The organism is Staphylococcus sp. HMSC055C03 (genome assembly GCF_001809385.1).
GTDB lineage: Bacteria > Bacillota > Bacilli > Staphylococcales > Staphylococcaceae > Staphylococcus > Staphylococcus simulans.
The window spans coordinates 1-17,642 of record NZ_KV797472.1; the positions used below are offsets into that span (position 1 = coordinate 1).

Below are 17,642 nucleotides of genomic sequence, written 5' to 3' on the forward strand. Positions count from 1 at the left end.
TTATTAGAAGTCAGAACATTTATGTCCCGACCCCAATCTGTATTTCTATGATTTCACTATTGTTTTTTCATACTTGGAGTCAATAAAACTTACACATCCTGCAGCCACCAATAACATTACTCCAGCAAATAACAGCATGTTTGGCATTGATTCACCAAACAACGGGAATAACGCAAAACTAGCTAAAGAAGCGATAATCTGAGGGAGACAAATTGAACAGTTAAATAATCCTAAATAAGCACCAGCATTTTTACCATCTGTATTTTCAGTTAATAATGTAAATGTTTGTGTATTCATAGTAAGGTTATTAATTCCAATTAAGCAGAACGATAAAATTAATAACCATTGTGAATGAATAAAGAAAATTGATATAAATCCAATAGCACCCATGAGCAAACCAAATCTTAACACTAATTTTCTTTGATGAGGTTTTGCATATGCAGCTACTATGCCAAATAAAATAGATGCTACAAATTGTACACCGATTAATACACCATACCAGTTACCTGCTTCTTGGTATCCTGCTGATGAAGGATCTGTAGTACCCCAAACATTGTTAGCAATAGCACCCGGTGTATATGTCCATAAATACATAATGGCAAACCAAGTAAAGAATTGAACTAAAGACACTTGCCAAAATTGTTTAGGTGCTTTTAAAAGCAATTGCCATAAATTCAATGAGTTTTTACGTTCTCTTTTTTCCTCTATTCCATGATAATGTGCATGTAATTTAGGATTATATTCATTTACAGAACGTACCGTCCAAATAGTTGAAATCAATAGAACAACTGCTGCGATATAATATGCAATTTTTACTGTCATAGGTACTTCACCTTTAGGCGCTACGTTCGATACACCCCAAAGTGTTAATAAGAATGGGAGTAAAGTTGCTATAATCCCTCCCATATTCGAAAAAATTTGTTGCCAAGACCAAGCCATATCTCTTTGTTTTTCAGGAACCATATCACCAATAACCATTTTGTATGGTTGCATACAAGCATTTGCAGTCAAGTCCATAAAAAGTGTCATGATTGCTCCAAATAAAAGAGCAGCCAATGATGCATAGCCAAAACCAAGTGATCCTGAATTCGGTAATAATACAAGGGTGATAGCTCCTATAGGACCGGCTATTAATAAATATGGCATTCGCCTACCAAATCTTGTCCATGTACGATCCGAATAATAACCAATCAATGGTTGAATAATCAAACCAGCTAACGGAGGTAAAATAAAGAACCAACCAAGGTTATTAGGGTTCGCTCCTAAGGTTTGGAAAATTCTAGCCATCATAGCTGACTGTAAAGAAAATGCCATGTTTACTCCAAAGAAACCAAAAGTCATTGCAAAAATAATGCTCTTTTTCAATATTGGCAAACTCAATTTTTCTGACAATGGCTTTTCTTCCTCACTATTGTATTGATAACCTAAACCATCTGTATCTTTCATTTTAAAGTCTCCCTAAAAAATAACAGTCTTTAAAGTATACGATTACTTTAAAGACTGTTATTTCACATAATATTTTCTACACACATCGGTCTTCGTTGATTATGTAATCGATTACTTACAGATATTATCATATGAAAGCGCTTTTGTAAACAATTACATTTTTGGGGATATAGTTGATTTTCTTTCTATTAACTTACCATTTAAAATTATATTTTTTTCTTTCCATTGCTTTTTTATCTATAATGTCTATTAACAACTCCATTGCTTTTTCACCGATTTCATAATTAGGTTGCGAGTATGTTGTAAGTCCAGGTTCAATAATTTCAGCTAATTTAATGTTATCAAACCCTACAATAGAAATATCTGTCGGTATATTTACCCTATGTTCTCTCAACACCTTAATTATTCCAATAGCCATTTCATCATTAGCTGCAAAAATAGCTGTTGGTCTATCTTTCATACTTAAAATATGTCTTGCAATTTTATATCCTGATTCTAACGAAAAATCACCTTCAATAATTGATTCCTTAGTGACTGGATAATTATACTGTCTCATCTTATTTTCAAATCCTAATAAACGCTTTTTCCCCAAAATACTATCTAATGATCCTGTAACATGTATTATTTTTTTATGTCCCAAATTAATAAGAAAATCTGTAACTGTTTCTGCCGCTTCAATGTTATTAATTGATATTGTAGGAATATCTAGAATTGTACTTGTTTCACATGCTAACACTATAGGGTATTTATCATAAATATCTTTCATTATTCTTAAACTTAACTTTGACGTTAATAGGATCATACCGTCTACTTGCCTTTCATAAAGGTATTTAAAATAATTATCTACTTTCTTCTTTTGAATATCAGCCAAAAGAATTTGATATTCCTTCTCTTCAGCTATACTTTCAATTCCTCTCAGCATATTTGTAAAAAAAGGATTAGTAATATCAGGTACTACAACTAAAATAGTCTTAGTTTCCATTTTTCTTAACTGTCTTCCAATACTATTAGGATAATACTTTAATTTTTCTACAGCATCTAAAACTTTTTTCCTGTTCTTTATAGATACATTCCCGGTATTTGTTAATACTCTTGAAACTGTTGCTGTTGACACTTCTGCAAGTTTAGCCACATCTTTTATACTTGTCACTCTTGAATCCCCCTTGTTCAATATATACAACTTTGATTTGAAAAAAGTTGTTATACTAACATTCACTCTTAGCTACTACTAAATAAATGAGATATTTTTCTAAATATAATTTAAGCTAAATTATCCAAACTTATTATATAACATAACTGACTTTAATGTAATCGTTTACAAAAATCAAAAAACTTGATACATTAAAATGTAATCGATTACATTTTAATGTGTTATTTCTATCTTTAAATGGCTAAAAATAAACATAAAGCATACTGATATTTTAGTCATTGTAAATAACATAAAACGATAAGGAGCGAAAATTATGACAGAAATTAAAGATAGACAATGGTGGAAAGAAGCTGTCGCATACCAAGTTTATCCTCGTAGCTTTAATGATTCTAACAATGATGGAATCGGTGATTTACGTGGATTAATTCAAAAATTAGATTATTTAAAGGATTTAGGAATTGACGTTATTTGGTTAAGTCCAATGTATGCTTCTCCTAACGATGACAACGGTTATGATATCAGCGATTATCACGCCATTATGAAAGATTTTGGAACTATGGAAGATTTTGATGAACTCTTAGATAAGGTCCATCAGAAAGGAATGAAACTAATTTTAGACCTTGTAGTCAATCATACTTCAGACGAACATCCTTGGTTTATTGAGTCTCGTTCAAGTAAAAACAGTCCTAAACGTGATTGGTACTACTGGGCTGATCCGAAGGATGATGGTTCTGAACCTAATAACTGGGAAAGTATTTTTAATGGTTCAACTTGGGAATATGACGAAAATACAGGACAATATTATTTTCACTTATTCAGTGTTAAGCAACCCGATTTAAATTGGGAAAATCCTGAAGTACGAAATGCAGTTATAGACATGATGAATTGGTGGTTCGATAAAGGTATTGATGGTTTTCGTGTAGATGCAATTACGCATCTTAAAAAATCTTGGGAAATGGGAGATTTACCCGTTCCTCCAGGTGAAAAATATGCACCGGCTTTTGATGCTGATATGAACCGTCCTGGTCTTCAAGGTTGGTTACAACAAATCAAAGATGAGTCATTAAGTAAGTATGATATTATGACTGTAGGTGAAGCAAATGGAGTAAATCCCGATAATGCTGACGAATGGGTTGGAAGAAAAAATGGTAAATTTAATATGATTTTTCAATTTGAACATTTAGGCTTATGGAATACAGGAAAATCTCATTTCGATGTTAAAGCTTATAAAAAAGTATTGAATCGTTGGCAAAAAAAACTTGAAAATACTGGATGGAATGCACTATTCATCGAAAACCATGATCAGCCACGTCGTGTATCTACATGGGGAAGTGATGATAAATATTGGTATGAATCAGCTACAAGTCATGCGGTTGTTTACTTCCTACAACAAGGCACACCATTTATTTATCAAGGACAAGAAATTGGAATGACGAACTTTCCGTTTACAAGTATAGAGCAATTTAACGATGTATCTGTTAAAAATGAATACCATATGGTTAAAGAGGAAGGCGGAAACACTGATGCATTATTAGAGAAACACCGCATGGAAAACAGAGATAATTCTCGAACTCCAATGCAATGGAATGATGAAGCTTACGCTGGCTTCTCTAATGTTGAACCTTGGTTCCCAGTCAACCCTAACTACGTGTCAATTAATGTCGAACAACAAGAAGCGGATGATCATTCTATATTGCAATTTTACAAAGATTTAATTCAACTTAAAAAGTCAGATTACACCTTTACGTATGGAAAATTCAACTTAATTGATTCAGAAAATTCCAGTATCTTTGCATATACTCGCACATTAAATAATAAAACTGCAGTCATTGTCGGTAATCTAACAAATCAAACTGTAAGTCTAAAAACTGACCTTGAATTAAACAAGGGAGATTTAAAATTGCATAACTATGATACTGAAATTAATACAGATAATATAAAACCCTATGAAGCATTTGTTACTATGATTTAGTATTTAGTTAACAACTTCATTCAGTTGACAATTACCTAAAAAACAAATCCTCTCATAACAAGATAAATCTTAATTTGAGTGGGTTTGGTTTTTAAATATATTAAATTATTCTTAACTACTCAAACTTACTGGAAGATAAATATGTATTATCTTTCATGGTTAAACTTTTTCTTGATTTAATAAATGTAGTTCTAATAGTCTTTTTATACTTTCCATCAAATTAGAGCATATCTTGAACCCAACGTTAGATAGTTAAATGACAAATTAGTATTTTCTTAATATAAGATAGCTACTTTTCATTGTATAAACACTAGATATATTGTATATTTTGATTAGGGATTGTTTTAATATATATTAAAAGCACAGTAATTAATGTCCCAAGTGCATTTTTGCAATCCTAGTTGTATATATTTTTCATTTAGAAAAGCATTTCTAAACATCTAGCTCCTAAACCGCCTTAATGGCGGTTTTTTTGTAGTGAATTTTACATTCAAACTATGGTTATAAATAAAAAGCCACTACACCATCGTTGTAGTGTAGTGACTCACTTAAATCGTCAAAAAAAGAAGTTGTATGACCAATGTACCTTGCAGGTACGTACTTATGATAACATGTAATTCCTAAATTATGTTAGTAAGAAGTGATAATAATTGGGCAAAGACCTCTGATTATAATTATATTTCAGAAATAATAAACTAAAAGTCATTGATTTACTCCAAATATATGCTAATATATTTTATATGTCGCTTTTCAGTAGTGGCATATAAACTCGTGTTGTGTGCGTTTTCAGTTCTACCACACTTCACAGGTGTGTGTAAGTTCACAGTTAACATTAGATTTACTTCAAGGTCATCATACTCTGTATGATGACCTTTTTTATTAAAGACTTTTAGTCTTTAATAAAAAAGGTGTGAAGCATAATTATCTGACTTTTAATTGACTATAACTATTGATTTAATAATATTTTGAATGTTCTAAATGATCAATCGTTATTAATCACTGATAGTATAATATTAGACATAAGTGCATCATTTCGTAGATTTTGATAATGTAATATTTCTAATTCCCAAAGATAATTATGCTCTTTTCACATTAAAAATAAGACTGGTAATTTACTCACCAGCCCTAAATAGTATAAAGTCTATAATACTTAAGATGTTTACTTCTTTAGTTCTTATCGCCTTTAACCTGATCAATCAAATCATTAGCTTTATCTTTAACATTATCCACAATTTCCTTAGCTTTACCTGAGGCTTTATCCCCTTTACCTTCTGCTTTTAAATCCTTGTTATCAGTTACATCCCCAATAGTTTCTTTAATATTTCCTTTTGCTTGTTCAAATTTTTCTTCACTCATTGTTATTCCTCCTAAACAAATAGTATCTTATGATATAAATCTATTATGCTAAACCTTTTTAAAAAAGTAAAGTCTTCTAAATTAAGTGTACTTCTTGATTTATTAGAGATTATCCTTTAAGATATATTACATAATCCCAAAGAGTTAAGATAACTCATTTCAACTTCATTTGATTATATTTAATTTCACCAGTCAAATCACCTACAAACTCTAACATAGTGTTTGTAGGTGATTTTTCAGTATATTTCTCAAATCTACCACTATTAGCTATAACAAGCAAACTCAAAATACAAACAAATATTACTATCTCACAATGAACACTCTTTTTACAACTTTTTCTCAAAGAAATGTTTTGAAAAGTAATAGGATATTTGCGTCTTTTTTAATTCAAAAACTTTATAAAACCTTAATATACAAATGAGATACATATAAATATAATGTAATTCCACACACAAAACTATAGTGTAATTTCACATTATTAATCCATATACAAACTAAATTTTTGTATAAACTAAAAAATAACTTCCATTTTAATTACTGCATCAATAAATCCCTTCAAAAAATACCATGATTTTTATTTTGTCCAAATTCAATGCATAGATGATAGTTTCATACATTAAATTGCAAAATCTGATGAAACCAGTTACTTAATAAAGTTATAGTTTCTACATAAATATTTTCTAAACACTAATTCCAAAAATTCTAAGGTGATTCTTATCATTTGTAATGATTAACTATAACAACAAGAAAAGAAGAAACTCGTTTCAGACATACATAAACACGTGTAAACACTAACTATCTATTTTTTATAAACAGTACTATATAAACGCATGTCATTAAAAGAAAAGGAATAGTCAATAAAAAGACTTTTACATGGGTTATATTAGAACCCCATAGAAACAACAATAAAATAAATATATAATTCAAAATCACAATAAAGAATATTGGCCAGTTGAAGATCCACCTGTTATACATAGTTATCACTCCTTGTTTATTAAACATGAACATTTATAATTGACCAAGTAAATGCCTCACTTTATTAAAATCTATCTATACTTGTTAACAAACTTTATTATAAATTTTGAGTACCTTTATTTTTAAAATTTTAAAGAGTTATTTTTAAGAAACACCAAACATTTACATTTTACAATCTAAAACTCTATATAAGCGCTTAAAACGCAAATGAGAGTGAAATAGATATATTTCGATGTAACTTCACAAAGATTTAGCAAAACTATTGATGATTTTTGGTACAATATATTTCCTCAAATATTTTATCAGAACCTAATAAGACTAATAAAAAAAGCAACCATATTAAATGGTTGCAAAATCGAATCAGCAAGTTAATTGCGGACATTCAATTTAAGAAAGGTAATAACATTATAACATATTATGATTACTTTAATAATTCCTAAGAACCTTTCCTGTAAACTTTTATAGAGTAACTTCCCTTTCAACTCGTTTACTTTGTATATTAGTGATATTATATATTTTTGAACCTCATACTACTGGAAACTCTGACATGATATGTAGTACTAAAAGTTTTGTGCGAAAAAACTACTATATGTTCTCTCAATAAAATCAGGTCTATTCACTATACTATAGTTATTACTAAACAATTTATATTTGATAAGTTTACTTTTCGCTATAAAAGATTTATGATGTAATCATATTCCCCATTATCTTCCGAAAAGATTCTATATAATTCACTACTTTCTCCAGTAAAAGTATTAAATAGTCGTTTATTACTGGAGTTTTTGTTGATTTTTGATATATATTTTCTTACAATTATAAATACGTGATACACCCCACAAATATTACGTGCTTTATTGATTGATAAACAAAAGGTTTCCTATTGTATTTAGTTGCCCCTTACAACTTTATTAATAGAATTTTTATATCAAAATTTCTTGTGCTCATAAAATTACATAACTACATAGCACTTTATATCAAATTTACTGTTTTTCATTTGATAGCATCTATATAATTATAATCAAACGTAAATCACATTTAGGTTATTAATGTTCTGATGAAATTGCCTAAAAAGAATATAGCTATTTATTAACTATAGATATGAAGGTCTTCTGAGTATTACAAAGTTATTCTAAAACTAAATCATATTCCTATCCTTTAATCAACATGTTAAAAGTCATTAATCAAAAAGCCGAGAAACCTTTAAGGTTTCTCGGCTTTTTCTTCCATTAAAAAATCATTTGAATGAATAAGCTAAATTCTAAGTTAAAATATTTTCACGCTATTCTTTGTATAATTATCTATTAATATTCTATATTGGGCGCCTTATTTACATGAGCTTGATAACGTTTTAATCCCAAAAAGGCAACAATAACAATTATTGAAATTGTTAATAATTTATTCATAAGAAACCTCCTTTATATCAATCTATGATATAAATTATTTGCTACTCATATAATAATTTAATTCTAAGTCTTTTGATGTTTGTTTGCGTGTTTTTCTCATCAGTTCGATATCCTCAATTAACGATTTACCGTATGACGGAATCATTTTTTTAATAATCGGCATCCATTGTTCTTCATATTCTGGGAAATTCTTTTCGATCACTTCTAATGCTACAGATACTGAAGTTGAAGCACCAGGAGATTCACCTAATAAAGCGATAACTGAATGGTCTGCAGAGTTAACTACTTCAGTGCCAAATTGAATAAATCCTTTTCCATACTCTGGAGTATCTTTAATAACCTGAACACGTTTACCAGCAGTATATAATTGCCAATCTTCATCACGAGCTTCCGGATAGAATGTACGTAAATGATTCATACAACCTTCTTTAGTCATTAAAATTTGATCAAATGAATATTTAATTAATGGTAAGTTTTTAACTGCTGAAGCTAACAATGTCATAATATTGTATGGCTTGACTGATTTAAATAAATCTAAGTTAGAACCATTTTTTAAAAACTTAGGTCCTACACTAGCAAACGGACCAAACAATAGTGTGCGTTCTCCATCAATATAACGTGTATCCAAGTGAGGTACAGTCATAGGAGGTGTGCCTGGCGGTTCTTTACCGTAAACTTTGGCATCATGCTTTTCAATAACAGAAGGATTGGTACAGATTAAAAACTGTCCTGTAATAGGGAAGCCACCTAAGTTCTTACTTTCAGGAATACCTGTCTTTTGTAATAGTGGAATTGCGCCACCACCTGCACCAATAAATATGTAGTCTGCAAGTTCTGTTTTAATATTTCCACTATTACGTTGACGTACTTTAACTTCCCATTTACCATCTTTACGATGATTAAAATCAATAACTTCATGATTGTATTGAACATTTGCATTTGGATGTTCTTCAATACTCTTAGCCATTTTACGAGTAAGTTCCCCGAAATTGACATCTGTTCCTTCATCAATTTTACTTGCAGCCATAATGTCACTAGCACTATGCCCTTGCATCATTAATGGAATCCATTTTCTCATTTCTTCGATATCTTCAGTATACTCAATATTATCAAACATTGGAGCATCTTTCATAGCATGATAACGATCTTTTAAGAATTGAACATTATTTTTTCCTCGTACGAAACTGATATGAGGCAGTGGTTTAATAAACTCTTTTGGATTTGAGATATTATTACTCTTTACTAAATAGCTCCAAAATTGTTTTGAGATTTCAAATTGCTCATTAATCTCTTTTGCTTTCTCAATATCAATCGAACCATCAGGTTGTCTAACAGTATAATTTAATTCACATAATGCTGCGTGACCTGTTCCTGCATTATGACGCTCGTTTGAGCTTTCAATACCAGGTCGGTCTAGGCGCTCATAAAGTTTTATTTTCCAATTTGGTTCTAATTCTTTAAGCATAGAACTAAAAGTAGTACTTAAAACACCAGCGCCAATAACAATAACTGTTTTTGACTCTTTATTATTCATAATTGACTCCCTTTCTTATTTTGAGTACAGAAAACATTGTAATACAAAAACCATATTAATGAAAATCCTAATTTCCAATGTAAATCATCCATTTATGAAATATAAGCCTAGAATTATCATAGTATAATTACTACCTTAAGTTATAAAAATACTAAGAATAAATGTCCAAATACACACAAATATAAGGAGTCCTATACTAAAACGCATGGTCATTTTCATCAATTGTGATTCATTCCCCACTTCATTAACTGCTGCGGTAGCAATGGCAATAGATTGTGGCGATACAATTTTAGCTGTCACACCACCAGCAACATTAGCGGCAACCAATAAAGAACCTTTAAGATCAATTTGAGTCGCAACTGATGCTTGGATAGGTGCAAAGAGAACATTATTATTTACAACAGATCCTGTCATAAATACGCCGATCCACCCTAATATCGGAGATAGCAACGGGAAAATAGAACCAGACTTAGAAATACCTTGTCCCATTGCACTACTTAAACCACCGTAAGTTGTCACCTTAGATACTGCTAAAATAAAACAGATTGTAACTACAGAAATCCATAACTCTTTAAACGTAACAACTAATAATTTACCAGCACTTTTAAAATTCATGTTTTTAGCAATAATAATTGTTAAGATTACTGTAATCAAAATGGCTGTACCAGTTTGTGCAATAAAGTTAAATGTCAAAACATTAGGTGTATGGGTAACATCATTCATCGTACCAGGAACATTAAATTTAACAACTAATGAACTGAATAAGCCATCTTTTTCAAATAACTTTTTGAAAAATGATGAACTCCAAATAAGAACAACAAAAGTTAGAATAATGAATGGGCTCCACGCATAAACAATATCCTTCAATGAATGTTTGGTTACAGATGAAGTATTTTCACCTTTATGTAATCTAAAGATATTTTTAGGTTGGATTTTTTTAGATACTAGCGCTAACACTATCATGCTTACTAAACCAGGAATAATATCTGCAAGTGCTGATACATCTAAACTTGTAATAACAAGTTGCAAGAATGTATAAGTAAAAGAAACTATTAAAGTAAGTAGCCAAGTTTCTTTTACACCTTTAAATCCATCAATCATAAACATTAATAGAAATGGTATAAAAAAACTAATAAAATCAAGCGTTAAATTACCAATTAATGCCACTTCCGTTGAAGTAACATTTCCAGATAAACTTAATGTATCAATAATTGATATTGGTATTCCAACTGCTCCGTAGGCACCTGCAGCAGCATTAGCCACCAAACAATACATAGCTGCCTCTAATGGCTTGAATCCCAATTGAGTAAGTAATACAGCACATATCGCAATGGGCACACCAAAACCAGCTGCTCCTTCTAAAAATGCATTAAATACAAAACCAATAAGCAGTAATTGAATACGCTGATCTTGTGAAATACTTGAAATACTATCTTTAACAATATCAAACTGTCCACTCTCAGTTGAAATTTTATATAACCATACAGCCATAATAATAATAAAACCAATAGGAATAATCCCCTGGTAAAAACCTTCCAATACAGCACCGCCAGCAATACTTACTGGAAGTTTAAAAACGACTAAAGCGACTATTATTGTCACTATTAAAGTTGATAGTGCTGCATAAACACCTTTCATTTTAAATACTGTTAAAAATAATAAAAATAAAATGATAGGTACAGCAGCAAAAATTGATGATAAAAACAAATTATTAAATGGATCAAATGAATGTACTAACATTGAACCCCCCATTTCTCAATAAATAATTATTCATACGTTTTGACTTATAAAAAAATTCAAATAAACCAAAATCATCTGAACTCAAGTTTAAAATATATTATATTTTACTGTAAAGTACAACTTATATTTATTATCTATCCCCTTTAATTTCAGTAGTTAACTTAATTAATATTAATTTTTTTATTATAGGCGGAAACCTCAAGATTTTGTATATTTTAAATATTTATATCCATCAATGAAGTCATGGCATTTATTATCCATATTTTTCACACTCGATGCTTTTACTATGTCATTTCAAATCACATTTACTCTTCGCTATTTATTTTTATAACTATTAATAATATTAAATACTGATTTTAGCATACACAACCATATACATTTCTCTTCTTACTACAACAATCTAAAACTGACAGAATTATCTATCAACTATGTTATTCTCACTAAATAATCCCCTCTCTTTTTCTTACCATCCTTATTTGAAAAGTAAAAAAAGGCCTGCAGTTGATATCAAACATCATTCTACAGGCCTCTATAAAATCTATATCATCATTACAAATCTCTTAATGACTTATATATTAATTGTCATTATTTTTTTACGTCTTCCAAACAATAATAAAGTTCCAAGAACTGCAAATAAAGAACCAAATAAAGTTGCATTACCTTGATCTGTTTGTTGTCCTGTTTCTGGTAATTCTTTTTTAGTAGGAACAGAATTACCATTTGTATTTTTAGGTGATTTAGTAATTGTACCTTTATCTGATGGATAATCCGGAATTGTTACCGCTCCTGTTACATCCTCTTCAGTTGTCGGCGTACCGTGTTCTTTTGTCACTTCATCTGTTGTCGGTTCGTAAGCTTCATTATCTGCATATGCGTACTCCATTTAATTTTTACACATAAAAAATAATAAAGGAACAGTACAACGAAAATGTCTAAATCGAGTAGGAGAGTAATCATTAATTGACCACTCGTCCTCTCACACCACCGTGCGTACGGTTCCGTACACGGCGGTTCAATATCTTGCGTAAGCAGACTCTGCGAGTCGGGTTAGTGGTACTAGTCCCCACTTGTAGAGTCTATTTGTTGTAAGCGCACGATGAACCTCATGCGTGTTTGAAAGTCTCCAATACTTCTTTCTTGAGTTCGCAATACGCATAGCACTATTGTGGTCTAATCCATATTTTCGAAACATCTTGTATTTTGTTTTGATTTTCTTCCATCGCTTTAAAATAAGTTGTCTGATACGACGGTTCAACCACTTTTGTATTCGTTGGACAAATACTTTAATAAAACCTCTACCGAAGTAATTTATCCAACCTCTAGTAATTGCGTTGATTTCTGTTATAATTTCTTTGAATGTGCCATGTCTATTTCTTCTTGTGACCCACTTTAATTTGGCTTTTAAATTTCTTTTTGCTTCCATAGTGGGTCTGAAACGACAAGTGCCATTTGTTTTCATTATCAGACAACTCAAGAACTTTAAACGTGTAGGAGAACCCACTTTATTTTTATCTTTATTCACTGTTAATTTCAGGTCTTTTTCGATAAAATTTGTGATACTTTCCATAACACGTTGTCCGGCACGTTTTGATTTTACAAAGATGACGAAGTCATCAGCGTATCTTACAAAACGGTGTCCGCGCTTCTCTAATTCTTTATCCAGTTCATGCAAATAGATATTACACAACAAGGGAGATATAACTCCACCTTGAGGGGCACCTGTCTTTCTTTCTGCGTATTCGCCAGACAGGTCTGCAGACCCGCTTTGTAAACTTTTGCGGATAAATTTAGAAATAGCTTTGTCTTGTATAAAGCGCTCAAACAAGTACATCAACTTATCATGGTTCAATGTATCAAAGCATTGTTTCAAATCACAGTCTACGACTGTGTGATAACCCTCTTCATAGTATTGGATACATTGTTTCAATGCTGTCCCTGTACTATGATTTGGTCTGAAACCATGACTATGTTTTGAAAACTGACGATTAATTGTCGGTTCGATAACTTGTTTGATTGCCTGTTGGATAACTCTATCCCTTGCGACGGGAATTCCAAGAATTCTCTTTTTGCCATTTGGTTTTGGAATGGCTACTTTCTTAACTGCTTGCGGTTCATAAGTACCGTTAAGCAGTTTTTCTTTTATTTGTGGATAGAATTCTCTGAAGTGAGCATTTAACTCTTTAACCTTCATCCCATCAATTCCAGGAGAACCATTGTTTTTGATAACTTTCTTGATTGCCTTCTCTATGTTGTTTGGTCTTACAACAAGTTCCATCAATGATGGAGACTCACGATACATTTCTTTCATATCAACTAAGATTTACTGTACACATCTGCTTATCTTTTTTCGTTCCACTACTTATCATCCACAGATTGCCAATTCCCATTGTTTTCGGTACGTCGTAAATCTATAACCTCGATTCTTTACTCTGTATTTAATATTGTTCAGTCCTTCGGTACAATTTCCCTACTATGACTTCTGCTGACTTCTCATAATTCGTTGTTACTACGATTCGAAGAATCGCTTATGAGACCTCCTCGGGTAAGATTAACCACTTTCCACTCATGCCGAGCGCACACAAAAAACCTCAAGCATATGTATTCAGATACTTGAGGTAAATCAAGAAACTTTAACACAATAGTTTGCTTTTGTGTTAAAAATGTTGAGTTAAAATCGAAAACAGTAATTATTATGTTTCTATCGATAATCATACCAAACTCAAATAGTATTTTTAAACATTAAATCTGTTTGTTCCTCGTATTTATTCTTGTTTGTAAAAATTCACTTCCATTTATAACCACATAACTTTCGTTTCACCCATCAATCAATTATCATTAACAGAATTTTTTGTTTGATTAAATATTAACAAAAAAGAGTTCAAAGCTTTCCTTCTGAAAATAAAAAATGCACTGAATTTCCCAAAAGTATTCTAACGATTCTATCGAAGTAATGAACACCAGTATAAAAATCTGAAAAAGAATAACATAATTATTTATGAGAATTTGACAATTTTAGAGCTATACTTTCGACTAACTTTAAAATTACAACTTACTAAACTTATCATAGTTAGAAGGTTTCTAAATTAAGTAGCGTACATAAGAATAAAACAATCATAAGTCTTTAGATATTTTGTAAGGATTTAAACAAAGTAATGAGTACAATTTAAGTCGAATTATGTATCAATTAAATTCAAAAAGCTTACTATTTGTGTTTCAATGTTACCTTTAACCTTTAATCCATGTTATGGTAGAATAATGATATAATTACCCACTATATATAAAGTAGCTATGATTTTTACAATTAGTAATATAAGTGATTATTCCTACCAAAACTGAAATCGGAAATCCATTTAGATATTCAGGTTGCTTTTTATTTGATTTTCTTCTCATCTCAATACATAGTAATACAAATGTTAACTATCATATAAATAAGAGTTCGAAAATTCGGAGTATTTATTATAAAAAAATGAAGATGAGCGATTTTTAAAATCGATCAATAAAAACCAAAAAATAAAATTATTCTATACTGTGGAGAGAGATAAAGATGGATAGAGACTACTTCATTTTCAAAGAAATAATAAATGGTGAAGACTATAAAAAAGTTAAGGCCAATCAAAAATATATATTGGCATTGATGTATTCATTTATGAATGTTCATGACAAATTATCAATAAACCAAAATCAGATTATTCATTTAGCTAATATAAGTCGAGAAACTTTTAGACAAAGTAAACGGATACTAAAAAAGCATAAACTTATTGAATATACTTATTATTCTAAAGTACATCTAAACATACCAGTAAATCAGGAGAAAGTATCCATTCATAACGCTTTAATAAATGGACAATACAGTCATTTAAGTAATGGAGCGAAGCTCTTCTATAGTTATTTTTTCAATGAACAAAACAACTTAAATGAAAACTATATAAAATACACACTAACTGGAATAATGAATGAGTTTGGCGGTACTTATAATACAATAGAAAACATTTGTCAGGAACTAATACAGGAAAAGTTATTAGTTAAAAAGAAAGATGGCGTTTCATATGTTTACCACTTCAAAGAAATCTAAAAAATTATAAAACGTATATACCCTACAATCATTCGAGTAAAAATAATTATAAGTATAGGTAAATTATTAAGTATTTACGTAATGTAATAACTTTTTTAGGAAGTAAATTTTTCTAAAAAATAGTTGTGATATTTGTAGTTGTAATAGTATATTTTATTTTTTGAATCGTTCAAAAAGTCACTTAATTGTATTTTATTGCTGTAAACAAGCGAAAGAATAAATAAGTGATCATGATATATTAATTTATAAAAGAAGTTCCCACTATGTTTAAACTTAATGGGCTACTGTTCCTCTTCACTATTGTAAGAGATGAAGAAGTACTTTTAGTTATCTTTTAGAGAATCTAAACATAAAGAATTAAAACAGCTTCAATAATTTAATTATTGAAGCTGTTTTAATTCTTTATGTTAACCAATGAAACCAGAAACAACATCAATACCTTGAGCTAATGCTTTAGCAATATTAGTACCCATAGTTACCCAATCTTGGTTTAGGCCTGATTGAATTGCTTGACCAATAGTATCTACAATACCTGCCATAAAAATTCTCCTCCTTACATATCAATTATTCAATTTTAAGTTAAGCTAAAACAACAATGAGTTTCATGATAAATCAGTGATATTATCAATCACCGGTATTAGTCTCATGTTCTTTTGCTATCACTATCTAAATTATACAAGATTCTTTTGATTTATAGTTTAAAACTTCTCAAGTGATTGTTTAAAATTCCTAAACGTTTATTTTATCTTTATATTAGACAAAATTGTATGCTTAAGTGTACAAAAATAACTTTCTGAATCATGTGTAAAACCTTTTTTGATAAACATCTTAAGATAAAACAAAAATAGTATGTAATAGAAAGCTGAGAGTAAAGACACTGAAATCTATTTAGAAATAATACGGTGTAAATTTAAAAAGACAAAACATAATGTATTAATAATAACTATGATAAACGAAAAATTACTAACTACATTAATATGCTAAAAGTCTTGCATATGTGTTGCGAGAACGAGACATAAACCTTCGACACCTTCTATTACCGCTGAGAATATCATGGATAGAGAATTTTATGAAACTGAAAAGAATAAAAATGGGTGACAGAACTTATTCTAGAAATCGATAAAAAGTTTTATTTAAGCACAATCAAGGATCTCGGAACAGGGAAAATTGTAAGTCATGGAATTGTTCTTGGAATTATGAAACCAGAAATCTATCAAGGCAATAAACATTACAAATTTAAAGACTTAAGAACTGCACGTAAACAGATAAAAGAATATATCAACTTTTACAACAATGAGAGAATTACTTTGAAAATGGAAAGACTAATTGTTTAACTTCAATTTTAAGAGTGTCCTAATTTATCTGAATTAAAAAATATTCAGCATAGCGTGCTAATTATTTTGATCAGTTTTTACACTTTCGCCTATTTTATTAATATAACGTAGCACTAACATTGTTACCTTGCCCAATACTTTTACATATTCTATTTTCTTCGCTTTGATAAAGAAGAGGAAGTATTAAGTTATTACAGAAATTATAATTTTTTGATACAAATGAACGACAACAGTCACGACAATAGAATTTTTTGCTTTTTTAATTCTAAGTAGCTAGGTGTACCTTGAATTTTTAATAATTTGATTATTGTTTTACGTTTACCCTTTTAACAATTAGATTATTTTGATTAACTGCTCCGTAGTTTTCACAACAGTCAGTCGTATATGTAAGTGTTCCTTTATAATCAATGATTTTTGCTATACAATTAGTCATAAAAACAATACCTCTTTCTTATTTGGTTATAGTAACTACAGCGATAAGGGATTATGCCCTTTTTATACAAAAAATCCGATTGAAAAATAACTGCTAGGTTATCTCATCAATCGAATTTAGTATAGAAGTTTTTTAAATAAATTTATTGTGTTTTTTATAAAAAAGTAGGGTATTAAAAAGTAAGGTCATAAATATTGATATGAGGAGGTGCAGCACCGTGAGAAGAT

At 30.0% G+C, this 17,642-nt stretch carries 12 protein-coding genes; 3 read left to right on the forward strand and 9 right to left on the reverse strand.

What is annotated here, in order from left to right:
• Nucleotides 1-45: 45 nt before the first annotated feature.
• The gene (locus HMPREF2603_RS00015) at nt 46-1,446 is read right to left on the reverse strand and encodes an SLC45 family MFS transporter (protein ID WP_060804201.1); all 1,401 of its coding nucleotides are present in this window, start codon (nt 1,444-1,446) and stop codon (nt 46-48) included.
• Nucleotides 1,447-1,639: 193 nt separating this feature from the next.
• Entirely contained in the window at nt 1,640-2,596 is a 957-nt protein-coding gene (locus tag HMPREF2603_RS00020; protein ID WP_148130464.1) for a LacI family DNA-binding transcriptional regulator, read from the reverse strand.
• A gap of 313 nt (nt 2,597-2,909) precedes the next feature.
• Here HMPREF2603_RS00020 and HMPREF2603_RS00025 point away from each other — a divergent pair, with 313 nt between their 5' ends.
• A complete protein-coding gene (locus HMPREF2603_RS00025; RefSeq protein WP_070468870.1) occupies nt 2,910-4,568 on the forward strand; it encodes a glycoside hydrolase family 13 protein in 1,659 nt (552 codons plus the stop codon).
• Between the two features lie 1,167 nt (nt 4,569-5,735).
• Here HMPREF2603_RS00025 and HMPREF2603_RS00030 read toward each other — a convergent pair.
• The 6 genes from HMPREF2603_RS00030 to ltrA form a co-directional block, all read right to left on the reverse strand.
• Entirely contained in the window at nt 5,736-5,924 is a 189-nt protein-coding gene (locus tag HMPREF2603_RS00030; RefSeq protein WP_060804198.1) for a CsbD family protein, read from the reverse strand.
• Nucleotides 5,925-8,200: 2,276 nt separating this feature from the next.
• The gene (locus tag HMPREF2603_RS00035) at nt 8,201-8,302 is read right to left on the reverse strand and encodes an SE2200 family small protein (RefSeq protein WP_070463537.1); all 102 of its coding nucleotides are present in this window, start codon (nt 8,300-8,302) and stop codon (nt 8,201-8,203) included.
• Between the two features lie 34 nt (nt 8,303-8,336).
• Nucleotides 8,337-9,836, reverse strand: coding sequence for an L-lactate dehydrogenase (quinone) (lqo, locus tag HMPREF2603_RS00040; RefSeq protein ID WP_060804197.1), 1,500 nt, complete (start codon nt 9,834-9,836; stop codon nt 8,337-8,339).
• A 135-nt stretch (nt 9,837-9,971) separates the two neighbouring features.
• Nucleotides 9,972-11,576 carry an L-lactate permease gene (locus HMPREF2603_RS00045; RefSeq protein ID WP_060804196.1) on the reverse strand — a complete coding sequence of 535 codons (1,605 nt, stop codon included), beginning with the start codon at nt 11,574-11,576 and terminating at the stop codon, nt 9,972-9,974.
• A 568-nt stretch (nt 11,577-12,144) separates the two neighbouring features.
• Nucleotides 12,145-12,459 (reverse strand): LPXTG cell wall anchor domain-containing protein, encoded by a 315-nt coding sequence (locus HMPREF2603_RS13760; RefSeq protein WP_060804195.1) that lies wholly within the window; start codon nt 12,457-12,459, stop codon nt 12,145-12,147.
• A 129-nt stretch (nt 12,460-12,588) separates the two neighbouring features.
• Nucleotides 12,589-13,875, reverse strand: a complete 1,287-nt coding sequence (ltrA, locus tag HMPREF2603_RS00055) for a group II intron reverse transcriptase/maturase (RefSeq protein ID WP_060804202.1) — start codon at nt 13,873-13,875, stop codon at nt 12,589-12,591.
• A gap of 1,245 nt (nt 13,876-15,120) precedes the next feature.
• Here ltrA and HMPREF2603_RS00060 point away from each other — a divergent pair.
• The gene (locus tag HMPREF2603_RS00060) at nt 15,121-15,648 is read left to right on the forward strand and encodes a hypothetical protein (protein WP_060804194.1); all 528 of its coding nucleotides are present in this window, start codon (nt 15,121-15,123) and stop codon (nt 15,646-15,648) included.
• 407 nt (nt 15,649-16,055) lie between these two features.
• On the opposite strand, the gene HMPREF2603_RS00065 is transcribed toward HMPREF2603_RS00060, so the two are convergent.
• On the reverse strand, nt 16,056-16,187 hold the full coding sequence (locus HMPREF2603_RS00065) for a beta-class phenol-soluble modulin (protein WP_060804193.1): 132 nt from the start codon (nt 16,185-16,187) through the stop codon (nt 16,056-16,058).
• A gap of 555 nt (nt 16,188-16,742) precedes the next feature.
• Here HMPREF2603_RS00065 and HMPREF2603_RS00070 point away from each other — a divergent pair.
• Complete coding sequence (locus HMPREF2603_RS00070) at nt 16,743-16,982, forward strand: IS3 family transposase (protein ID WP_060804192.1); 240 nt, start codon at nt 16,743-16,745, stop codon at nt 16,980-16,982.
• Nucleotides 16,983-17,642 lie beyond the last annotated feature (660 nt).